Here is a 20,867-nt window from a genome sequence, read left to right on the forward strand (position 1 = left end):
TTTAAAGTTCTTGTTTTAAGGTTATTAACATTTGTTTTACGCGTTCCAATTTTTCAATGATTTCGTAATTGGAAAGCGTTTTCTGTTTGTCTTCTTTTAGTTTTTGTCGTGCGCCTTCCAGCGTGTAGCCTTTTTCCTTTACCAAATGATAGATGAGTTGCAATTTTTTAACATCTTCACCGGAAAATTTTCGGCTGCCTTTGGCGTTCTTTTTTGGGTTGATAATATCGAATTCTTTTTCCCAAAAACGTAATAATGAAGTGTTTACATCAAGATGTTTGGCAACTTCACCAATGGTATAATAGTGTTTTTCGGGCAAAATATGTTTCATTTCGTATAAAAAACAAGTTGATTTTTGGCAAAAGTAGTATATTTTTTGAAATAGCGTTTCGCAAACGCATTTTTTTGTTTAAAACCTTTTTAGCGCACCATACTATTATGTGCAAAACCCCGTTAAAAATGGTTGTATTAACGGGGTTTTGTGATTTTTAAGCTAAAAATCTTACATTTTGATGGTAAGCACGGGTTTTGTGGCGTGGTTTACCAAATCGCTACTGATACTTCCGTTGAAGAAATGGGCGATTCCTTTACGTCCGCTCGGGAACATACAAATTAGGTCGATGTTGTTTTCGGCTACGTAATTTAAAATTCCCGTTTCCACACGGATGTCGTTGTAAACGTGTGTTTCAAAGTCTTTTAATGATGATTTTTGGCTGTCCAAAAACGTTTTCATACGCTCGTTAATTTCAATGGTCGTCAAAAACTGATAAGGTGTATTGACAAAAACCAAGTCTACTTTGGCGTTGAAAAGTTGTGCGAATTTCACGGCTTTTTCAAAAGGTTTTAAAAAGCGTTGTGTGAAATCACAACCAAACATAATGTGTTTAATGTCAAGTTTTTCGTCCGGATTTTTGATTACTAACACAGGTACACTGGCTGAGCGAATAACCTTTTCGGCATTTGAACCTATGAAAAGTTCTTTTGAGCCGGAAGCTCCGTTTGACCCCATAAAAACAAGATCAATTCCATACTTTTCGATGGCGTCTTCAACGGCATTTGCCAATGGACCGGTTTCGATAATGTCGTTTATTTCAATGTCTTGGCAGAATTCCTTCTTAACATCGGCAAATCGTTGTTTTGAAAGATTTAGAAAATACATTGCCTCAGGCACTGATGAGTGCTCTTGTGTCATAAAACGGAAAGGCAATTCAAGGGCGTGTAACAGAAAAATTTCGGCTTCTTGGCGTTTTGCCAACTCAATGGCAACCTTTAATGAAGCAATTGATTTTTCAGAAAAATCGGTGGTAACAAGAATTTTTTTCATCGCAACTCTTTTTTAAAGTTAATATTTTATTTTGTAAATCATACTTTTTTAGTGGGTTATATTGTTTTTATAGCTCGTGAAATTGGTTTTATTTTTGTGATAAAAAAAGCCTTTAAAACTTTTTGTAAAGGTATGACATAAAAATGAAAAAACAAAATAATTTTGCATTTTTTCTTTGTTTTTTAAAAAAAGATGTATCTTTGCACCTGAAAAATGAAGATTTGAGGGGACATAGAGTCCCCTCTTTTTATAGAAATATGAGTTTTAAGGAGCAGGTTAAAGAATTGGTAAACAGTGCGTTGTCTGAAAATCCGCAGTTGTTTTTAATCGACATAACAGTGTCGGCTGATAATGCCGTTCGGGTGGTTATTGACGGTGATCAGGGTGTAGGGATTGATGATTGCATTGCGGTAAGCCGTGCCGTTGAACACAATTTGGATAGGGAAGCGGTTGATTTTTCAATTGAAGTAACTTCTTTCGGGGCAACCGAACCCTTTAAGTTGGAACGGCAGTACGTGAAAAACATCGGGCGTACCGTTGAGGTTTTAACTCTTGATGGCAAAAAACACGAAGGCTTGTTAAAAAACCTTGAAAATGCCAATGTTATCTTAGAAACCGAAACTCGCGAGCCTAAGCCCGTAGGGAAAGGAAAAATAACCGTTAAAAGAGAGCATTCATTTGCTTTGAGTGATATAAAAGAAACAAAAGTAGTCATTAAATTTTAATAAAAATAGTATGGATAATCTTGAATTAATAGAGTCTTTTTCAGAGTTTAGAGACGACAAACTCATTAATCGTGAGACTTTGATGGCAATTTTAGAAGAAGTATTCCGAAATACTTTGAAAAAGAAATATGGTTCAGATGATAACTTTGACATAATCATTAACCCCGATAAAGGTGATTTACAGATATTCAGAAACCGTGTAGTGGTTGAAGACGGAGCCGTAGTTAGTGAAAATCAAGAGATTTCACTTTCTGAAGCTCGAAAAATTGAACCTGATTTTGAGGTAGGTGAAGATGTATCGGAAGAAATTAAAATCGTTAGTTTAGGGCGCAGAGCTATTTTGGCATTGCGTCAAAACTTGATTTCAAAAATACACGAGTATGACAGTACCACTATTTACCGCCGATTCAAAGATTTAGTGGGGCAGGTTTATACAGCTGAGGTACACCACATTAGACATCGTGCCGTGATTTTATTGGACGATGAAGGTAACGAAATTGTGCTTCCGAAAGAAAAACAAATTCCGTCTGATTTTTTCAAAAAAGGCGAACACGTTCGCGGTGTGATTGAGCAGGTTGAGCTTAAAGGAAACAAACCATCTATCATAATGTCAAGAACATCGCCCTTATTTTTAGAGCGGTTGTTTGAACAGGAAATCCCCGAAGTGATGGACGGGTTAATAACCATCCACAAAGTGGTGCGGATTCCAGGTGAAAAAGCCAAAGTGGCGGTTGATTCGTTCGATGACCGTATCGATGCCGTGGGGGCTTGCGTGGGAGTGCGTGGTTCGCGCATTCACGGAATTGTCAGAGAGCTTGGAAATGAGAATATTGACGTGATTAATTACACCTCAAACGCCTCGTTGCTTATTGCGCGGGCGTTGGCTCCTGCAAAAGTAAATTCGGTAACCATTCACGAGGAAGAAAAACGCGCCGAGGTATTTTTACAACCCGAAGAGGTGTCAAAAGCCATCGGGAAATCGGGGTATAATATCCGATTAGCCAGTCAGTTAAGTGGATATGAAATCGACGTGTATCGCGAGGGGCTTAATGACGAAGATATTGAACTCAGTGAGTTTGATGACGAAATTGAAGGCTGGGTGATTGAAGAATTCCAAAAAGCAGGGCTTGACACGGCAAAAAGTATTCTGGAACTTGAAGTTTCTGACCTGATGAAACGCACCGACCTTGAAGAAGAAACCATTCGTGAGGTTATCAAAGTTTTAGAAGAAGAGTTTGAAGACTAATGATTTAGGTCAGTTTCACAACCAAATAACACAACACAAAATTGAGGTTTATAAAGCAATGAGCGGTTGGAGGGCTTGTTGCAAAACATAAAATATATGAGCGAGGGAATTACAAGATTAAGTAAAATTTTAAAGGAATTCAACATTTCTTTGGATACGGCGATTGATTATCTAACAAAAGAAAAAGGGCTTGAAATTGAGGCAAATCCGAATACGAAAATTTCGGGTGAAGCCGTGAAGTTTTTGTCCGATAAATTCAATGCAGATAAAAGCAAGCGTGAAGTTTCAAAGGAAATTGTTGAAGATCAGCGCAAAGAGCGCGAAGCGATTCGCATTGAACAAGAAAAGGAAAATGAGCGCAAACGTAAGGCACAAGAGCAAGAAATAATTCGTGCTAAGGCAACTGTTGCCGGAATTAAAACCGTCGGGAAAATTGACCTCGAACCCAAAAAAGAGGAAAAACCGGCTCAACAGGTGGTTGAGCAAAAGCCTGAAATTCCCGAAGTTGAAGTTAAGAGCGTAGCGCCCCAAGCCGAAGTCAACGTTCAAAAAGCCGAGCCTTTGAAAGAAGAAGTGCAACCCGAAGTGGTTAAAAACGATGTTGTTCAGCCCGAAACGGATAAAGAGCAACCCAAAAAGAAAACAGAATTCCCTCAAAAAGACAAACATCCTCAAAACCAAAAAGCGCAAAACAATCAGCAAAATCATCCGAAAAAGGTAAAAGAAATTCAAAAAGCCAAAAAAGATGAAAAACCTACCGAAGAACCTGAAACTGGAGTAATTGAAACACAATATCAGAAACTTACCGGTCCCAAGTTGGTGGGCGAGAAGATTGATTTAAGTCAGTTTGAAAAGAAGAAAAAGAAGAAGAAAAAAGCAGGCGATAAAAAAGATGCCAAACCTGCCGATACGCAAAAAGCAGGTGAAGACAATGCCGAAAAACGCAAACGCAAACGTATCCGAAAAGAAGATACAACAGCTTCTACTTCAAATAATAACAACAAAAAAGAAGGCAAAGGTAACAACAAAAAAGGAAAAATCTTTACCAAAGTTGAACCTACCGATGAAGAAGTTCAAAAGCAAGTACGTGAAACCTTAGAGAAATTACAAGGTAAAAGCAATAAGTCAAAAGGAGCGAAGTACCGTAAAGAAAAGCGTGATTCACACCGCCAAAAGGCTGAAAATGAGTTGGCACAACTTGAACAAGAAGAAAAAATCCTGAAAGTAACCGAGTTTGTTACCGTAAACGAACTCGCTACGATGATGGACGTGCCTATCAACAGAGTTATCGGTGCTTGTATGTCGCTCGGCATTATGGTTACGATGAATCAACGCTTAGATGCTGAAACTCTGACTATTGTGGCTGATGAATTCGGTTTTGAGGTGGAATTTGCCACTGCCGACATCGAAGAGTCAATCCAAGTGGAAGAAGATGCCGCTGACGATTTGAAGCCGCGTGCGCCTATCGTAACCGTTATGGGGCACGTTGACCACGGAAAAACATCGCTTTTGGATTATATCCGTAAAGAAAACGTAATTGCTGGTGAGAGCGGAGGAATTACCCAACATATTGGTGCTTATAGTGTTAAGTTGGAGAACGGCGAGCGAATCACCTTCTTGGATACCCCCGGGCACGAGGCGTTTACCGCAATGCGTGCGCGCGGAACCAAAGTTACCGATATTGCCATTATCGTGGTGGCTGCCGATGACGATGTGATGCCGCAAACCAAAGAGGCTATCAGCCACGCACAAGCTGCCGGTGTGCCTATTATTTTCGCTATCAATAAAATAGATAAACCTACGGCAAATCCGGAAAAGATTAAAGAACGACTTGCCGGAATGAACCTTTTGGTAGAAGATTGGGGTGGGAAAATCCAGTCGCAAGACATTTCTGCCAAGCAAGGTATTGGCGTTCAAGAGCTTTTGGAAAAAGTATTGCTTGAAGCCGAACTTTTAGAACTCAAAGCCAACCCCAACAAACGCGCAGTGGGTACGGTGGTTGAAGCATCGCTTGACAAAGGGCGCGGTTATGTTTCTACCGTGTTGGTTGAAGCCGGAACGTTGCACGTGGGCGACTATGTGCTTGCCGGAACTAACTCCGGAAAAATCCGTGCGATGCACGACGAACGCGGTAAGAAAGTAAAAACCGCAGGTCCTTCAACACCGATTTCCATACTCGGGTTGGACGGAGCGCCACAAGCCGGCGATAAATTCTATGTGTTTGAAGATGAACGCGAAGCCAAGCAAATTGTTGCCAAACGCGCACAATTACAACGCGAACAATCGGTGCGGACACAACGCCACATCACACTTGATGAGATTGGACGCCGAATTGCCTTGGGCGACTTTAAACAACTCAATATTATCCTCAAAGGAGACGTGGACGGCTCGGTAGAAGCCCTTACCGACTCGTTCCAAAAGCTATCAACCGAAGAGATTCAAGTGTCTATCATTCACAAAGGAGTAGGGGCGATTACCGAATCAGATGTGTTGTTGGCTTCGGCTTCCGATGCCATCATTATCGGGTTTAACGTGCGTCCGATGGCAAATGCACGCGCATTGGCTGACCGTGAGGAGATAGATATCCGAACCTATTCCATCATTTACGACGCCATCAACGACCTGAAAGACGCGATGGAAGGAATGCTTTCACCCGTGTTTAAAGAGGAAGTTACCGGAACCGTTGAGATTCGAGAACTCTTCAAAATTTCGAAAGTCGGAACCATTGCGGGCTGTATGGTTACCGATGGGAAGATATTCCGGAACTCAAAGATACGCCTTATCCGCGAGAATGTGGTCATTTATACCGGCGAGCTTTCGTCACTTAAACGCTTTAAAGACGATGTGAAGGAAGTTTCAAAAGGATATGACTGCGGATTGCAGATTAAAAACTACAACGACATCAAAGAAGGCGACGTAGTTGAGGCGTTCCAAGAGGTAGCCGTTAAAAAGAAACTATAATTTAAGGGTTTAAATTACTTGTCATTCATAATGGTTTTATGATTAATGGAAAGGGGTAATCAGTAATGGTTACCTCTTTTAGTGTTTTTCAATAACAACCACCAATAAATGGATTTTAACTGCCAATAAATCTATTTTGGTTGTAAATAAATTGGGTTTTATGGCAGTTTTAAGGTGTTTTACTGGTTTTTTTGCTTTTTAGATGGCTTATTTTGATGTAAAAAGTACCGTTTTAGGTTATTTTATGGCTTATAAGAAGGGTTTTGCCGACTATAATTCATTTCTTACCGGTAAAAAATCATTTATCGGCAGTCAGATATGATTTATTACCGGTCAAATGTGATTTCTTGTCGGTCAAATATGATTTCTTGTAGCCTATAAATTGTTTTTAAATGCCTTTGGAACATTTATTGCTGACCTTTTGTTAAAGAATGGCGGTATTAAATCGTTTCTTTGTGACCTTTTATTAAATAATGCAGGTAATTGCTTGTTTCTTGGCGGTTATGTTTGAAATATAATAGGTCAAGACGATAAAAAGTGTGAGAAAATACTATATAATTAAAGTATTTTTATAATTTTGTCTGGTAAAAATAAAAATATAATGATGAAAAAGACTTTTCTGGTTGCCTTGTTGGCAATTCTTGGTGCGGGGTGCGATAATCCGCAGGGTAAAAAAGCTAAAAATGATGCGGTTTCATCGGAAGTTGTTGAGCAACCTTTTCTGAAAACCATTGAATATTCAAATCTGGTAGATAAACCTACACAAAATTTCGTTAGAGAGGCACTTATTGCCGGTGGAGTGCGGCAAACGTATGCCGATGATTTCCTTGAAGTGGTTACGGATTTTAATCAAACCGTTGGTGAGGCAGGTCTTGTTGCCGATGGCTTTGTAATGTCTGATTCGTTGGAAGTTGCATATGACGTAGGGAAGATTATCACCCGATGGGAAGCCAAACATCCGGTTTTTCCGGGGTATAATTGCAGGCTTACCTCATTTGGGTTGTTTCGTGATTTGATTTCGGTAGGTAATCCGATGCAAGAAAAAGCCAAAAACCTACTTATTGATGCCGATGCCTTGAAAACCAATGCCCAAAAAACATTAACCCAAGCCGAAGAAGCTAATTTTATGGCTCTTTTTGCTTCTGTTCCTGCTGAAAATCATAAAGATGTTGCCCGTCATTTGCAAAAAATGCAGGAGGCATTCAGTGAGCGCGGTATTCGTTTCCTTCATACGGGTGATGCCTCGAAAGCATCGCTGGTGAGTGTTGTTTTTCATTCGGTTTTTAGTGATGACCCTGCCGATATCTATCTTTTTATCGGTCACGTGGGGCTTCTGCTTCCGACAGAAAACAACAAATTGCTCTTTATTGAAAAATTGGCGTTCGATGAGCCTTACCAAGCCATCAAATTCAATAACCGAACCGAGTTGAACGATTACCTGATGAACCGATACGACGTAGATAAGGGGCAATCCCAAGCCAAGCCGTTCCTGATGGAAAACGATGCGTTACTGGAAGGTTACCGACCCAATCCGCGCAACATAGAACCGAAAATATAACAAAAAATGGCAAGAGATGAACAATTAAAACGCCGTTGGGAGGAGGTTGTGCGCCGGCTTTCACAAACATTTACCGAAGGCGAAACCTTAGATTTGGAAGGAATTATCTACCTGATAGGCATACAGGAACTCGGGCAGATAAAACGCAAATTCAAAAAGGACGAAAAGGTAAACTTGATGCACATTGCCATTTGCAAGCTGCTTGAACCTTACGGCTATTACCGTTTTGAGTACACCGACCCCGACGGATGGCCGCACTATGCGCTCGTGGAAGAACTCCCGCCGCTCAAACCCGGTGAACAATCGGTTTTGATGAAGGAAGCCGTGGTGCATTACTTTGAAAAGCGCGATTTTTTTGATAACGAAGCCGTCTGATATGAAAAAAATACGTCTTGATGCTGAAAATTAATGGTAATTAGTTGGTTATTGGCGATTCAGAATAAAAAAATAACAATTATGTGTAACGACGGACAAGCCCCGAATTTCCGTTTTGCTTGTTTATTGTAAGCGGAACATCGGGAGGCGGTTGCCCGTTATGTAGATAAAAATTCCTTAAAAGCGAAAAAAATGACTCACGAGCAGAACAAAGAGTTCCAACGATGGATTGAAAGCTACTCCGATGCGCTGTTGCAACGCGCCGGTTATATGCTTTCGGACAAAGAAGCGGCACAAGATGTCGTTCAAGAAGTTTTTTTGGCGGCATACACCCGCTTGCATACCTTTAAAGAAGAAAGCAGTCCGCTGACGTGGTTGCAGAGTATCCTTCGTAATAAAATAGCCGACTTTTATCGGGTGAAGTACAAGCAACCTGCCGAAATTAGTGTCTCACATTTCTTTGATGAGAACGGCGATTGGATAAATCGGGAGGTAACCCAAGGCTGGGAAACGCCTTTTGAAGCAGAACTGGACGTTGAAAGCGCCTTATATGACTGTATTGAAAAACTGCCTCCGCGATGGAAGACATTGGTGAAACTATATTATTTGGAACAGAAAAAAAATGAAGCGGTTTGTCAGGAAACGGGGGTTTCTTCGACTAATCTTTGGAAGATATTACAGCGAAGTCGGTTACAGCTTCGCGAATGTTTGGAACAAAATGCCCTATGATGAATATGAGAAAACTTATCCATTTTTTGATTCTTCCGTGTAGTGAAGTGTCGTTTCTTATTGAGAAACAGCTCGCCGGAAGGTTGTCGTTTGTTGAAAAACTTCGGTTGCGCTTTCATTTAATATGGTGTAACCTTTGTCGCTCATACCGGCAAAAAGCGACGTACCTTGATAATTTGATGCGCAAACAAGCGCACAAGCAGCCCGATGTGTCGTTTGATGCTTCGGAGGTGTGCGATTTTCAACAGAAATTGAAGCGTCAATTTTCCGAAATGAAGTAAGAAATGCCGATGATTTGGCATTGAATGCCTGACGTGAAGCAACTAATGCCGAAGATGAAGCAACCAATGCCGGATGTTGGGCAACCGATTCCCGATGTGAAGCAGCGGGTTTCGGGGGTAGGGTAGCTTTGTCAAAGTTGAAAACTTTGACAAAGCTTGAAGTGCATCGCCATACGATTACCTATTTTTAAAAAAAGTGAAAAATTTTTGTCAGGAAACCGACTGCGTCACGACTAATCTATCAAACGAATAGCATTAAAAAAGTTTAAGATAATGAAAAGTACACAGTTTTGTTTGTTTCCGCAACGGAAGCTCTTTTGGGCGGGATATTATATTTCGCTTTTCGGAACGGCGCTTTTGTTGCTTTGGATTGGGATTTTCAAGTTCACGCCCACCGAAGCAAAAGCCATTGAACCGCTTGTAAAGCACCACTTTTTAACCTTTTGGGCGTATGAAGTGTTTAGCGTGCAACAGGTTTCGAACCTTATCGGGCTGATTGAAATTGCCACTGCCGTTGGGGTGCTACTCACGCCGAAGTTTCCGCCTTTGCGAAAATATGTAGGCATAGCGATGCTCGTAACGTTTTTGGTGACGCTCAGTTATTTGTTCACAACGCCCAAGATGTGGCAGGTGGTGGACGGGGTGCCGGTAACGGATTTCTTTATTCTGAAAGACTTGCTACTGCTCGGCTTCGGAGTAATGGTTTTAGGGAATGTTGAAAAAAATAACGCTAATAATTGACGCAAATGAAAAAAATAACTACCTTTGTAATGGCATTAAGTGCCGTATTGTTGCTGACAATAACCTATTTGTACGCAAATAAAAAGACTGAACGCTTAAAAGTAATGCAAATGAAAAACACTAAGGAAATATATTTTGCAGGAGGGTGCTTTTGGGGGACGGAGCATTTCTTTAAACAGGTGCGCGGTGTGGTATCTACGCAAGTGGGGTACGCCAACGGAAACACTCAAAACCCAACGTACGAACAAGTGTACACTGACCTGACGGGCTTTACCGAAACGGTGAAAGTGGTGTACCAACCGCAGGAAGTGTCGCTCGAATTGCTGTTGGAGTTGTTCTTCAAAACGATTGACCCTACCAGCCTTAACAAACAAGGTAACGACAAAGGGACGCGTTATCGCACCGGTATCTATTTTACTGACAAAGCCGATGAAAAGATTATCCGACAAGCGCTAAACGATTTGGCAAAGCAGCACACCAAGCCCGTTGTTGTGGAAAACTTGCCGCTAAAAAACTTTTACGATGCCGAACGATACCATCAAGATTACTTAGATAAGAACCCCGGTGGCTATTGTCACATCAACCCTAAACTATTTGAATTGGCAAAGAACGCCAATCCGGCACCCAAGGCGAAAACATACCAAAAGGCTGACGCTGCCGAGCTTAAAAAAACGCTAACGAAGTTACAATATGACGTGACACAGCACAACGCTACCGAACGTCCGTTTAATAATGAGTATTGGAACGAATTTCGTGAGGGAATTTACGTGGATATTACTACCGGTGAGCCACTGTTTGTCTCAACCGATAAATTTGATTCGGGTTGTGGCTGGCCAAGTTTCTCAAAACCGATTGATAAGAAGCTCATTGCCGAAAAGCTCGACAAATCACACGGAATGACCCGAATGGAAGTGCGCAGCAAAACCGGAGATGCCCATTTAGGGCACGTATTTACCGACGGGCCTGCCGACAAAGGCGGACTTCGGTACTGCATCAATAGTGCGTCGCTTAAATTTATTCCGAAAGAAGAAATGAAAAAGCAAGGTTATGGTGCTTATTTGAAATTGTTAAGCAAAAAATAAGGCAAACATACCGCTCAATGATGTAACAAAAACGAGTTATTCCTAATTATATTGTGTTGATAAATTCCCTTTCGCTTCTTGTGAGTGAAAGGGAATTTTATTTTTCTTTAAAAGGTTGATTTTTAACGGAAAAGAATAGGCTTATTTTACAATAATGGTTTTGATGTTGGCAAATTCATACAGCCCGAATTGTGAAAGTTCGCGTCCGTAGCCTGAATTTTTTACGCCACCGAAAGGCAGGTGCGGGTCGCTGATTAGCATTTCGTTAATGTAAACGGCGCCTTCTTCAAAGTGGTGAACCTGTGATTTGATAAAATCCGTATTTTTTGAAAAGATGCAAACTCCCAACCCAAATTCGGATTGATTGCTTAGTGCAACGGCTTCTTCAAAACTGTCAAATGCGGTAACAACGGCAACAGGTCCAAAGGTTTCTTCGGTGAAAACAGGCATTTCGGGAGTTACGTCCGAGAGTAATGTAGGTTGGAAAAAAGCGCCTTTGCGTTTGCCTCCGCAGATGAGTTTTGCACCTTTGGCAATACTTTCATTGACCATTTTTTCCAATTCAACGGCTAAATCTTCACGTGCCATTTCACTGATTTCGGTGGTGTAATCAAATTTGTCTCCTGCTTTAAGCTTTTCAATTTCAGATTGGTATCGTTTCAAAAACACATCTTTTAACCGATTGTGAACCAAAAAGCGTTTGGCGGCGATACAACTTTGTCCGGCGTTTCGCATACGGGCGTTGAGGGCGGCGGGCAACACCAAATCCAAATCGGCATCTTCACAGATGATAAAAGCGGAGTTTCCACCGAGTTCCAAAACGGTTTTTTTCAGATTTTGTCCGGCGCATTGGGCAACGGCTCTGCCGGCGGCATCACTTCCGGTTAGGGAAACGCCTTTGATGTGCTTGTGAGCGATGATGTCGCTAACGAATTTTACGTCTAACGGAAGATTTTTATATAGCGGATAATCAATGGTTTGGCTGTTGAAAATACTTTCCAGTAACTCAGCTGATTTTGGCGTATTTGATGCGTGTTTTACAACGAATAAATTCCCGAGAATTAAATTCGGAATCACAAAACGAAATACTTGCCAAAGCGGAAAATTCCAAGGCATCACACCCAGCAAAACGCCCATTGGTTCAAAAACAACGTAACTTTCTGTCCACTTGGTTTTGATGTGTTGCGGTGTAAGAAAAGCTTCTGCATTTTGAGCGTAATACTCACACAAATAGGCACATTTTTTCACTTCATCAATTGATTGGGCGATGGGTTTGTTCATATCCTCGGTGACGGCTCGGGCATAAAGTTCAGTGTTTGTGAGTAGTTTGTTTTTGATTTCCAGAACAATATCAATTCGTTTTTGTAGCGGAACATCTTTCCAAAGGCTGTATGATTTTTGCATTTGTTCAAGGTGAGCAAAGGCTTGTTGTAAGGTAATTTTCTCCATTATGTTTTCAATTAGTGTAGCAAAACTACGATAATTTGTTTAATTTGCAAAAAATACGTACGTTTGCATATATTTTATGTGAGTATGAGTTTTTCTGAAATATTTTTTGTACTTTTTATCGTTTTAATTTTGTTCGGGGCGGATAAAATTCCGGAAATTGCCCGCGGTTTGGGCAAAGGAATGCGGCAGCTTCGCGATGCTTCCAATGAAATTAAAAGTGAAATCAAAAAAAGTGCCGAGCAACATAATATTGACACTTCCTTTGTGGAAGATATTAAAAATGAGGTGGATAAAGTGAAGGAAGAAATTCAGGAAATCACCAATGTTTCAGGAACCGTAAAAAGACAACGTTAAACCGATGATGACACCCAAAAATAAAGCCTTTTTCTTAAATTTTGTATGCTTTGCGCTGATTTTTATGCTGTTGCGTACGGGGCTTGTGTACTTTTTTCCGCAGTTGAGTTATGTTTGGTTCGGACTGATTTCAGGAATTGTGTCCGTTTTTGTTTCGCCTCGTTTTTCGGCGGTTCATACTGAAAAAGGCGAAAAGATTTTTATGAAATGGCTGTTTTCCAAAGAAATAAAACAAATTGGGAAATAAGTTACGGCATTTGAAAAATTTTGTACGCCAATTGCGTTTGTTTCACCACATTTTCGGTGCGTTCATAGTGGGTGTCGGTAATGAACAATTGTCCGAAATGTTTTTGTGTTACCAACGACACGAGTTTTGCCACGCGATTGTCATCTAACTTATCAAAAATATCATCTAACAGAAAAATCGGAATTACTTTTAATTGTTTTTTAATAACCTCAAATTGAGATAGTTTCAGGGCTATCAAGAACGATTTTTGTTGCCCTTGACTTCCGTATTTCTTCATCGGAAAGCCTTCTATTTCAAAAAGTAAATCATCTTTGTGAATGCCCGCAGAAGTGTATTGTAAAGATTTGTCTTTCTGTATGTTATCTGATAGTAATGTGGCTAAATCAGTTTGATGGAGCGCACTTTCGTAGGTTAGGTTTACGTTTTCATTCCCTTCGGAAATATAGTGATATTGATACTCAAAAATGGGAAGAAAAACGGTCATAAATTCTTTTCGTTTTGCATAGATATATTGCCCTAAATCAGCGAGTTGTGTGTCGTAAATTGAAAGCGTGTCGGCATCAAAAAAACGATTTTCAGCAAAGTGTTTCAGTAAGGTGTTTCGTTGTAAAAGCACGCGGTTATAACGCAGAAGCGTGTCCAAATAGGTCGGGTCGGTTTGTGAGATGATGCCGTCCAAAAATTTGCGACGCACGTCACTTCCGTCAAGAATCAAATCTTGGTCGGCAGGCGAGATAATGACCATCGGATATTTCCCGATGTGGTCGGCTATGCGTTCATAAGTTTTTCCGTTGCATTTGATGATTTTTTTTTGTCCTTTTTTGATGCTACAAACAATTTGTTCCTCGCGCTCACTTCGGTCAAAAAGCCCTTCAATCATATAAAATTCCTCTCCGTGACGAATGTTTTGCACCGCCGACGGATTGAAATAGCTCTTGCCCATTCCCAAGTGATAAATGGCGTCGAGCAGGTTGGTTTTCCCGATGCCGTTGTTCCCCACGAAACAATTGATGTTTGCCTCGAAGAGAAAATCTTTTGACGGAATATTTTTGTAATTTACAACGGAAAGTTTTTTCAGAAACATAAATTTTTAACAAAAAAGCAAGCTATAAGTCGCAGAAATAGCAACTTACAGCTTGTGTTTACTAACATTATGAGCGTGTTTTATTTCAGGTTTTTGATGATGTCTTCGGTCATTTTGTCCAAATCAAAATCGGGCGACCAGCCCCAGTCGTTGCGCGCTGCCGAGTCGTCAATGCTGTCAGGCCAACTGTCGGCGATTTGTTGTCGGAAATCGGGTTCGTACTTGATTTTGAAATCAGGAATGATTTTCACGATGCTTTCATAAATTTCTTTCGGAGAGAATGAAAGAGCCGAAATGTTGTATGATGTGCGTACTTTCACCTGCTCTTTGGGGGCTTCCATCAGATTGATGGTTGCTTTTATGGCATCGGGCATATACATCATCGGCAGGTATGAGTTTTCGTTCAAGAAGCAGGAAAATTCCTCTCCGGCGATGGCTTTGTGGTAAATATCAACTGCGTAATCGGTTGTGCCTCCGCCGGGTAGCGATTTGTAGCCGATAAGCCCCGGATAGCGAAGGCTGCGAACGTCCACGCCGTATTTTTGGAAGTAATACTGGCACCATAATTCGCCTGAAACTTTGGTGATTCCGTAAACGGTATTTGGCTCGGTAACAGTCTCTTGCGGTGTGTTTTGTTTGGGTGTATTTACGCCGAAAGCTGCGATGGACGAAGGCCAGTACACTTTGTCTAAATTCTTTTTGCGGGCAACTTCCAGTACATTGAGCAATCCGTTCATATTCAAATTCCACGTAAAAAGCGGATTTTTCTCTCCCACAGCCGAAAGCAACGCTGCCAAGTGATAAATTTGCGTAATTTGATAAGTTTCAACAAGATGTTCCAGCCGTGTACTGTCTTGTATGTCCAAAACTTCAAAATGGCAGTACGAGAATTTTTTGGCAACTTTTTCGTTGATGTCGGTAGCTACAATGTTTTTCGCTCCGAATTTTTTAGCCAGAGCCTCAGTTAGTTCGCTGCCCAGTTGCCCGCCTGCGCCTGTAAGTAATATTTTTGTTGTTGTCATTTTTGTACGATGAATTGGTTAAATTTCACCCCACAAAGATACGAAAAAAAACAAAACAAAAAATCCATTTTCAGAAATAAATTTTAGGAGTTTGTATTACTTTGTTTTAAAAGAGGGGAGTGTTGTTTTTGGTTTTCAACTTTTTTTATATCTTTGTCAAATCAAAAAAACACAAAGTAATTATGTATAATTTATTGAAAGGAAAAAGAGGAATCATATTTGGTGCGTTGGATGAAAATTCAATTGCTTGGAAAACAGCCGAGCGCGTTCACGCCGAAGGCGGAAAATTTGTACTAACTAACGCTCCTATTGCGATGCGTATGGGGCAAATCAAGCAGTTAGCCGAAAAAACAGGCTCTGAAATTATTCCTGCCGATGCTACCAATATGGACGATTTGCAGCATTTGGTAACCAAAGCGATGGAAATTTTGGGCGGAAAGTTGGATTTTGTGCTGCATTCCATCGGAATGTCGGTAAATGTGCGTAAAAACATTCCGTACACCGAATCAAATTATGATTTTACGGCAAAAGGTTGGGACGTTTCGGCGCTTTCTTTCCATAAAGTGTGTCAAGTTTTGTACAAAAGCGATGCGATGAACGAGTGGGGAAGCATCGTGGCACTGACCTATATGGCGGCACAACGTACCTTCCCTGATTATAACGATATGGCTGATAATAAGGCATATTTGGAGTCTATCGCACGCAGTTTCGGGTATTTCTTCGGGAAGGACAAAAAGGTGCGTGTCAATACCATTTCGCAATCGCCAACCCCTACAACGGCAGGGCAGGGCGTGAAAGGTTTTGACGGATTTATTTCGTATGCCGAAAAAATGTCGCCTCTAGGAAATGCAACCGCTCAAGATTGTGCCGATTACACCGTGAGCCTTTTCTCTGACCTGACGCGAAAAGTAACAATGCAAAATCTTTTCCACGACGGCGGATTTTCAAATACGGGTGTAAGTCAAGAAGTTATTGAACGATTTTAAGTTTAAGGAGTTAGGGATTAGTGGTTAGCAATTAGTGGTCAGTTCTGATTGCTATTCGCTAACTACTAATTGCTAATAACTTCCATAGAATGAAAAAAATACTCGCTTTTCCTTTTATCGTATTGGTGCGTTTTTATCAGATGTTTATATCTCCCTTAAAACCACCTACTTGTCGATACACGCCCACGTGTTCGCAATATGCGTTGGAAGCACTTAAAAAACACGGATTTTTTAAAGGCGGTTGGTTGGCAATCAAACGGATTTTCAGTTGCCATCCGTGGGGAGGAAGCGGTTATGACCCCGTACCTTGATTTTGCGGTGTATTTTAAGAAATTGCTTGAAACGCTTGAGGTCGTTTCAAAATTCAAATGGTTTCAAGATAATGAAATAACTTCGAATTTTATAAACATTTAAAATCACATAGTTGAACATATGAAAAAAGAATTTGGAAAATGGCTCATTGACGTATCAAAATATATGGTGGGTGCCTTTTTGCTGGCAGGGTTGCTGGCTTCCGATAAATTTGGAATAACGGAAATTAGTATAGCTTCGGCAGTGGTGGTTATTGCTTTGTTATCAGGTCTTTATCTTTATGGCGGAGGCACAAAAAAACAACAACCCAATACTTTTAAGTCGAAAAACAGACCTAAAAAGAAGTTTACTTCCAACAGAAATAAACCCATTAAAGAAAACAGCTTTTTGCAAGATAACGTCGGATAACAGCCTATGAATTGGGAAAACTTACTCTCGCTCAATAAGTTCGGAGATACTGAAAAACGTCTGCGAAAAGGGCAAAACGAAACCCGACTGAATTTTGATGTGGATTATGACCGTGTGGTTTTTTCGAGCGAATTTCGTAGTTTGCAAGACAAAACGCAGGTGATTCCGTTGTCAAAAACAGGTTTTGTGCATACACGCCTCACACACAGCATTGAAGTGTCGGTTGTCGGGCGCAGTTTGGGGCGTTCGGTGGGTAGTTTCTTGCTTGAAAAATATCCCGAACTGCAACAATTGGGCTACCAAACCAATGATTTCGGTGCGATTGTAGCCGCAGCATCGGTGGCGCACGATATTGGCAATCCGCCGTTTGGTCACAGCGGTGAAAGAGCCATAAGCGAGTTCTTTTCCCATAAAAAAGGAACCGCCATAAAGCACCTGCTCACTGACAAAGAATATGCCGACCTCTGCAACTTTGAAGGCAACGCCAACGGTTTTCGTATTTTAAGCGAATCGCGCCCCGGCGTAGAGGGTGGTTTGCGGCTTTCATATGCCACATTGGGCGCTTTCACCAAATATCCGAAAGAATCACTTCCTATAAAACCCACTAAAAACATAGCCGACAAAAAGTACGGATTTTTCCAATCCGAGAAGCGTTTTTTTGCCGAAGTAGCCCAAACCTTACAACTCAAAGCCACCGGCAGCGGTGATGATATTCGTTTTGCCAGACACCCGTTGGCGTTTTTGGTTGAGGCAGCCGACGATATTTGTTACACGATTATTGATTTTGAAGACGGAATCAACTTGGGCTTAATTTCCGAAGATTTGGCGTTGGAGTATTTCGGGAAACTAATTTCTGACCGAATTAACACCCAAAAATACAGTAAACTACAAACCAAAGAGGAGCGCATCGCCTATTTGAGGGCTATCGCTATCGGAACCTTGGTGAGTGAAGCCACGCAACTATTTATTCAAAATGAAAGCAGCATTCTGCAAGGCAATTTCCATACTTCATTGCTCAGCCAAAGCATATTCAGACCGCAAATTGATGATATTATCAATTTCAGTGTGTCAAACATCTATCAATCCGATGAGGTTATCGAGAAAGAAATAGCCGGATACGGCATTTTACAGCGTTTGCTCGATGTGCATCTATCGGCAATCATCAATGACACCAATGGCAGAGCCTCGTCATTTGATAAACTTATCTTGAAATCACTACCCGAACGTTACCGAAAAGCCGGAACGCTTTACGACAGGGTACTTTCGGCAACCTGTTATATAGCGAGCCTGACCGATAGCAAAGCTGTTGAACTGGCAAGCAAGCTGTAATGACCGCGCGCAGACAATCTCACGAAGGGTTGGATTGCTCTTTCTTGGCGATTCTTCTAAAAAAATAAACTGCCAATACAAAGAATAGCAACGCCAACCCCCATTCTTTTAGGTAAAGATACTGAACTTCGGGCAAAGACGCCCCGCCTTGGGTCAGCGAAATGAAGCCTTTGATGCTCGACGAGCTTGGCACGAACTCGGCAATAAAGCGCAAGGGGGCAGGAAAGGACTCCACAGGCCACGAAATACCGCTCAATATCAGGAAAGGAATAGATGAAAAAGAAATAATCATCACCGCGTCCTCACGATGCCTAAAAAAGCGTATCAAGAATAACCCTAAGAAGGCGATGCTCATAAAGAAGGGCAGCAAAAAGGTATATACTTCTATCCAATTTGCCCGTTGAGCGATGCCGAAAGCCGGCATAATCACCCAAAGCACCATACTTATATAAATGTAAGCTACTGTAACGTAGCAAAGCGCCTTACCGATAACTACGCCAATAATGCCCCACACCGAACGCAACCCGCTGTGGTCAGGCAAAAATGCCTGTCGCTCACGCGCGGTACCACCCAACAGACCGATACTTGTCAGGAGTAGAGTCTGGATGATAAGTAAATAAACCATAGGCATAGCAAATGAGGCGTAGCCACCATTCGGATTAAATAAAGATACCGTTTGCGCCTTCACGGCGGTCATTTCGTTCATCGCCTGATGGGTCGAAAGCCCTCGTGCCGATAGTCCTTTAAGCTCAATACCTGCATTCATATATGCAATCGAGGAAGCCACAGCCCGATAAACTTGCTTATAGTACAAGAAATAGGCAACGTCATAATAACCGCTTACCGAAGTGCGTTGTTTCCGGTAGATTTTTTCCGTAAAATCTTTCGGAATGACCACAATCCCGTGAACCTTGCCACTGTAAAATAATGCTTTCGCAGCATTTAAATCCGTTACCGAATGCGTGACAGCCACCTGTTCGCTCGCATCTACCATTCTGATAAGTTGCCGACTCTCGGCGCTTCGGCATTCGTCCACTATCGCAATGGGCGCATCTTGAACTACTTCAAGCGAATATACATACGTATACCCCAAAGCTACCAGAATGGAGATGATAAATAAAGATGTCCAAGCGGCAGCATCTGAAAAGATGCGTTTCCACTCTTCTACATAAGTATAAATAATAAGATTACGTCGTTTCATAGCCATTTTGTTTTACCAATTTAACAAACTTCGGGAAAGAGACCAATAGCGTGCAGCTAAAAATACCAAAAGCCAGTAAATTCTCCCAAGAATAGAACAGTGAAAGTCCCCGAACGGCGGTGTTTATATAACTTTGTAAAAAATGAGTAAACGGAAAGCACCTCGCCACGTATTGTACCGCTTCGGGCATTGCTTCCAACGGGAAAGTATATCCTGAAAATGAAAAGGCAATAGCCGTAAAGCCCCCGCCAAAGGTAAGTGCCATACGTAAATCTTTGCAGAATGACACGAAGAACACAGCCAAAACTTGATTTACAAGCACGAGTAGGAGCGAGATGAGTATCGACCCTACCGCGAAATTGGTTTTTGACGGAATTTCAAGCACCTTAAATAAGTAAAAATCCATCAGAAACGCTAAAAACAAGAAACTAACCGTATACGGGAGTAGCTTGCCAACCAACAAAATCCAAGCATTGTTGCCCGCCTGATTGTAAGCCTGCACCGAAGTTCGGTATTTAAACATCTGCCCTAATGCAAAAATCGATACAATCATCACTACCATTTGAAACATCATAGGTATAAAGCCCAAACTCAGGAAGTATTTGTAATTTTTATAAGGGTTATAGAGTGAATGCGCATCATTTCGGATAGGCTGAACCTCGGCAAGTGCCTGCGATACACCTACTCCCTGTTTCGTTCGTTTGTTAATATTGATGCCGGCAGACAATGTCCCGACTGTGGAAAGGAACGCTGTTTGAATAAATCCTGATGGCAGCAAGTAATTTCCGTTAGTGTAACAGATTGCCTTCGTAGTTTTGCTTTGGAGAATGTCAGCTTCAAAACCGCTGGGTATTACAATATACGCATATACCTCGCCCGTACGCAAGCGGGTTTGTGCCGATTGCAAACTCTCGGCTTGTGCCTCGATGCGCATAATACTGGTAGCATCGAGATAGCGAATTAGCTGTCGCGATAATACACTTTGGTCGTAATCAGTTACCAGAACGGGCAATTCCGTAGGGGTATTTTCTTTGAAAGTATATCCGAAGAAGAGAAACAGCAATATCGGCAAGCCAAAAGTTATCATCAAGCGTTTAGGCGAGCTATATAGCCGTTTAAATTCTCCTGAAATGAAGGCTGTCAAGTTCATTTTAAAATTTTTAATTATGCAACTAAGGGTGTTTTAGTTATTTTTGGTTTTTAACTTTGACAAAGTTTCAAGACTTTGTCAAAGTTTGATGCTCAAAGTTGTCAGAATGTGTGCATTCTTATAACTTTTGGTTTTTTAACTTTGTAAAAGTTGCAAACTTTGACAAAGTTTTTAGTAAAAAGTTATCGGAATGCGTTCGTTATTGTAGCTTTTTATTTTTGGAATTGTTAGAATGAGTGCATTCTTGTAACTTTTGGTTTTTTAACTTTGACAAAGTTTCAAAACTTTGTCAAAGTTTTTGGT

At 41.2% G+C, this 20,867-nt stretch carries 22 protein-coding genes; 15 read left to right on the plus strand and 7 right to left on the minus strand.

Annotated elements, in window-relative coordinates; all coding sequences use genetic code 11:
* Window position 1: 1 nt before the first annotated feature.
* On the minus strand, window positions 2-331 hold the full coding sequence (locus Q4D72_RS08390) for a MerR family transcriptional regulator (RefSeq protein WP_303077387.1): 330 nt from the start codon (window positions 329-331) through the stop codon (window positions 2-4).
* A gap of 171 nt (window positions 332-502) precedes the next feature.
* A complete protein-coding gene (locus tag Q4D72_RS08395) occupies window positions 503-1,324 on the minus strand; it encodes a universal stress protein (RefSeq protein WP_303077388.1) in 822 nt (273 codons plus the stop codon).
* Between the two features lie 257 nt (window positions 1,325-1,581).
* On the opposite strand from Q4D72_RS08395, the gene rimP reads away from it, so the two are divergent.
* From rimP to msrB, 9 genes are all read left to right on the plus strand, one after another.
* A complete protein-coding gene (rimP, locus tag Q4D72_RS08400) occupies window positions 1,582-2,049 on the plus strand; it encodes a ribosome assembly cofactor RimP (RefSeq protein ID WP_303077389.1) in 468 nt (155 codons plus the stop codon).
* A 10-nt stretch (window positions 2,050-2,059) separates the two neighbouring features.
* Window positions 2,060-3,295, plus strand: coding sequence for a transcription termination factor NusA (gene nusA / locus Q4D72_RS08405; RefSeq protein ID WP_303077390.1), 1,236 nt, complete (start codon window positions 2,060-2,062; stop codon window positions 3,293-3,295).
* A gap of 96 nt (window positions 3,296-3,391) precedes the next feature.
* Complete coding sequence (gene infB / locus Q4D72_RS08410) at window positions 3,392-6,256, plus strand: translation initiation factor IF-2 (protein ID WP_303077392.1); 2,865 nt, start codon at window positions 3,392-3,394, stop codon at window positions 6,254-6,256.
* A gap of 601 nt (window positions 6,257-6,857) precedes the next feature.
* Complete coding sequence (locus Q4D72_RS08415) at window positions 6,858-7,814, plus strand: DUF4300 family protein (RefSeq protein WP_368502039.1); 957 nt, start codon at window positions 6,858-6,860, stop codon at window positions 7,812-7,814.
* Window positions 7,815-7,820: 6 nt separating this feature from the next.
* On the plus strand, window positions 7,821-8,189 hold the full coding sequence (locus Q4D72_RS08420) for a hypothetical protein (protein ID WP_303077393.1): 369 nt from the start codon (window positions 7,821-7,823) through the stop codon (window positions 8,187-8,189).
* A gap of 192 nt (window positions 8,190-8,381) precedes the next feature.
* Entirely contained in the window at window positions 8,382-8,918 is a 537-nt protein-coding gene (locus Q4D72_RS08425) for an RNA polymerase sigma factor (protein ID WP_303077394.1), read from the plus strand.
* A 5-nt stretch (window positions 8,919-8,923) separates the two neighbouring features.
* Window positions 8,924-9,199, plus strand: a complete 276-nt coding sequence (locus tag Q4D72_RS08430; RefSeq protein WP_303077395.1) for a hypothetical protein — start codon at window positions 8,924-8,926, stop codon at window positions 9,197-9,199.
* Between the two features lie 273 nt (window positions 9,200-9,472).
* The gene (locus Q4D72_RS08435) at window positions 9,473-9,940 is read left to right on the plus strand and encodes a DUF417 family protein (protein WP_303077396.1); all 468 of its coding nucleotides are present in this window, start codon (window positions 9,473-9,475) and stop codon (window positions 9,938-9,940) included.
* A 104-nt stretch (window positions 9,941-10,044) separates the two neighbouring features.
* Window positions 10,045-11,022 (plus strand): peptide-methionine (R)-S-oxide reductase MsrB, encoded by a 978-nt coding sequence (gene msrB / locus Q4D72_RS08440; protein ID WP_303077408.1) that lies wholly within the window; start codon window positions 10,045-10,047, stop codon window positions 11,020-11,022.
* A gap of 141 nt (window positions 11,023-11,163) precedes the next feature.
* Here the strand turns inward: msrB and Q4D72_RS08445 are convergent, their stop codons facing one another.
* A complete protein-coding gene (locus Q4D72_RS08445) occupies window positions 11,164-12,471 on the minus strand; it encodes an NAD-dependent succinate-semialdehyde dehydrogenase (protein WP_303077397.1) in 1,308 nt (435 codons plus the stop codon).
* A gap of 84 nt (window positions 12,472-12,555) precedes the next feature.
* Between Q4D72_RS08445 and Q4D72_RS08450 the strand changes: the two genes are divergently transcribed.
* Together Q4D72_RS08450 and Q4D72_RS08455 are read left to right on the plus strand one after the other, a co-directional pair.
* Complete coding sequence (locus Q4D72_RS08450; protein WP_303077409.1) at window positions 12,556-12,825, plus strand: twin-arginine translocase TatA/TatE family subunit; 270 nt, start codon at window positions 12,556-12,558, stop codon at window positions 12,823-12,825.
* A 4-nt stretch (window positions 12,826-12,829) separates the two neighbouring features.
* Window positions 12,830-13,072 carry a hypothetical protein gene (locus Q4D72_RS08455; protein ID WP_303077398.1) on the plus strand — a complete coding sequence of 81 codons (243 nt, stop codon included), beginning with the start codon at window positions 12,830-12,832 and terminating at the stop codon, window positions 13,070-13,072.
* Between the two features lies 1 nt (window position 13,073).
* On the opposite strand, the gene Q4D72_RS08460 is transcribed toward Q4D72_RS08455, so the two are convergent.
* Entirely contained in the window at window positions 13,074-14,156 is a 1,083-nt protein-coding gene (locus tag Q4D72_RS08460; protein ID WP_303077399.1) for a DNA replication/repair protein RecF, read from the minus strand.
* A gap of 80 nt (window positions 14,157-14,236) precedes the next feature.
* Window positions 14,237-15,178 carry an NAD-dependent epimerase/dehydratase family protein gene (locus Q4D72_RS08465; protein ID WP_303077400.1) on the minus strand — a complete coding sequence of 314 codons (942 nt, stop codon included), beginning with the start codon at window positions 15,176-15,178 and terminating at the stop codon, window positions 14,237-14,239.
* Between the two features lie 182 nt (window positions 15,179-15,360).
* Here Q4D72_RS08465 and Q4D72_RS08470 point away from each other — a divergent pair, with 182 nt between their 5' ends.
* The 4 genes from Q4D72_RS08470 to dgt all read left to right on the plus strand — a co-directional run bounded on the left by Q4D72_RS08470 (window position 15,361) and on the right by dgt (window position 18,213).
* The gene (locus tag Q4D72_RS08470; protein WP_303077401.1) at window positions 15,361-16,164 is read left to right on the plus strand and encodes an enoyl-ACP reductase; all 804 of its coding nucleotides are present in this window, start codon (window positions 15,361-15,363) and stop codon (window positions 16,162-16,164) included.
* Window positions 16,165-16,253: 89 nt separating this feature from the next.
* Window positions 16,254-16,475: a membrane protein insertion efficiency factor YidD gene (yidD, locus tag Q4D72_RS08475; RefSeq protein WP_303077402.1), complete on the plus strand. Its 222-nt coding sequence runs from the start codon at window positions 16,254-16,256 to the stop codon at window positions 16,473-16,475.
* Between the two features lie 121 nt (window positions 16,476-16,596).
* Window positions 16,597-16,884, plus strand: coding sequence for a DUF6722 family protein (locus Q4D72_RS08480; RefSeq protein WP_303077403.1), 288 nt, complete (start codon window positions 16,597-16,599; stop codon window positions 16,882-16,884).
* Between the two features lie 6 nt (window positions 16,885-16,890).
* On the plus strand, window positions 16,891-18,213 hold the full coding sequence (gene dgt / locus Q4D72_RS08485; RefSeq protein ID WP_303077404.1) for a dGTP triphosphohydrolase: 1,323 nt from the start codon (window positions 16,891-16,893) through the stop codon (window positions 18,211-18,213).
* Window positions 18,214-18,232: 19 nt separating this feature from the next.
* Here the strand turns inward: dgt and Q4D72_RS08490 are convergent, their stop codons facing one another.
* Both Q4D72_RS08490 and Q4D72_RS08495 read right to left on the minus strand, forming a co-directional pair.
* Window positions 18,233-19,414 (minus strand): ABC transporter permease, encoded by a 1,182-nt coding sequence (locus Q4D72_RS08490; protein WP_303077405.1) that lies wholly within the window; start codon window positions 19,412-19,414, stop codon window positions 18,233-18,235.
* On the minus strand, window positions 19,401-20,564 hold the full coding sequence (locus Q4D72_RS08495; RefSeq protein ID WP_303077406.1) for an ABC transporter permease: 1,164 nt from the start codon (window positions 20,562-20,564) through the stop codon (window positions 19,401-19,403). The genes Q4D72_RS08490 and Q4D72_RS08495 overlap by 14 nt, the downstream gene beginning before the upstream one ends.
* Window positions 20,565-20,867: the final 303 nt, after the last annotated feature.

This window comes from Capnocytophaga sp. (assembly GCF_030532915.1).
In the GTDB taxonomy this organism is placed as follows: Bacteria; Bacteroidota; Bacteroidia; order Flavobacteriales; family Flavobacteriaceae; genus Capnocytophaga.

Coding starts and splice junctions, on each gene's coding strand:
- Q4D72_RS08490 (WP_303077405.1), bottom strand. CDS start 19,414: ATGAAACGACGTAATCTTATTATTTATACTTATGTAGAAGAGTGGAAA.
- dgt (WP_303077404.1), top strand. CDS start 16,891: ATGAATTGGGAAAACTTACTCTCGCTCAATAAGTTCGGAGATACTGAA.
- rimP (WP_303077389.1), top strand. CDS start 1,582: ATGAGTTTTAAGGAGCAGGTTAAAGAATTGGTAAACAGTGCGTTGTCT.
- Q4D72_RS08465 (WP_303077400.1), bottom strand. CDS start 15,178: ATGACAACAACAAAAATATTACTTACAGGCGCAGGCGGGCAACTGGGC.
- nusA (WP_303077390.1), top strand. CDS start 2,060: ATGGATAATCTTGAATTAATAGAGTCTTTTTCAGAGTTTAGAGACGAC.
- Q4D72_RS08495 (WP_303077406.1), bottom strand. CDS start 20,564: ATGAACTTGACAGCCTTCATTTCAGGAGAATTTAAACGGCTATATAGC.
- Q4D72_RS08480 (WP_303077403.1), top strand. CDS start 16,597: ATGAAAAAAGAATTTGGAAAATGGCTCATTGACGTATCAAAATATATG.
- Q4D72_RS08445 (WP_303077397.1), bottom strand. CDS start 12,471: ATGGAGAAAATTACCTTACAACAAGCCTTTGCTCACCTTGAACAAATG.
- Q4D72_RS08420 (WP_303077393.1), top strand. CDS start 7,821: ATGGCAAGAGATGAACAATTAAAACGCCGTTGGGAGGAGGTTGTGCGC.
- Q4D72_RS08415 (WP_368502039.1), top strand. CDS start 6,858: ATGATGAAAAAGACTTTTCTGGTTGCCTTGTTGGCAATTCTTGGTGCG.
- yidD (WP_303077402.1), top strand. CDS start 16,254: ATGAAAAAAATACTCGCTTTTCCTTTTATCGTATTGGTGCGTTTTTAT.
- Q4D72_RS08455 (WP_303077398.1), top strand. CDS start 12,830: ATGATGACACCCAAAAATAAAGCCTTTTTCTTAAATTTTGTATGCTTT.
- Q4D72_RS08450 (WP_303077409.1), top strand. CDS start 12,556: ATGAGTTTTTCTGAAATATTTTTTGTACTTTTTATCGTTTTAATTTTG.
- Q4D72_RS08390 (WP_303077387.1), bottom strand. CDS start 331: ATGAAACATATTTTGCCCGAAAAACACTATTATACCATTGGTGAAGTT.
- Q4D72_RS08460 (WP_303077399.1), bottom strand. CDS start 14,156: ATGTTTCTGAAAAAACTTTCCGTTGTAAATTACAAAAATATTCCGTCA.
- infB (WP_303077392.1), top strand. CDS start 3,392: ATGAGCGAGGGAATTACAAGATTAAGTAAAATTTTAAAGGAATTCAAC.
- Q4D72_RS08435 (WP_303077396.1), top strand. CDS start 9,473: ATGAAAAGTACACAGTTTTGTTTGTTTCCGCAACGGAAGCTCTTTTGG.
- msrB (WP_303077408.1), top strand. CDS start 10,045: ATGCAAATGAAAAACACTAAGGAAATATATTTTGCAGGAGGGTGCTTT.
- Q4D72_RS08395 (WP_303077388.1), bottom strand. CDS start 1,324: ATGAAAAAAATTCTTGTTACCACCGATTTTTCTGAAAAATCAATTGCT.
- Q4D72_RS08430 (WP_303077395.1), top strand. CDS start 8,924: ATGAGAAAACTTATCCATTTTTTGATTCTTCCGTGTAGTGAAGTGTCG.
- Q4D72_RS08425 (WP_303077394.1), top strand. CDS start 8,382: ATGACTCACGAGCAGAACAAAGAGTTCCAACGATGGATTGAAAGCTAC.
- Q4D72_RS08470 (WP_303077401.1), top strand. CDS start 15,361: ATGTATAATTTATTGAAAGGAAAAAGAGGAATCATATTTGGTGCGTTG.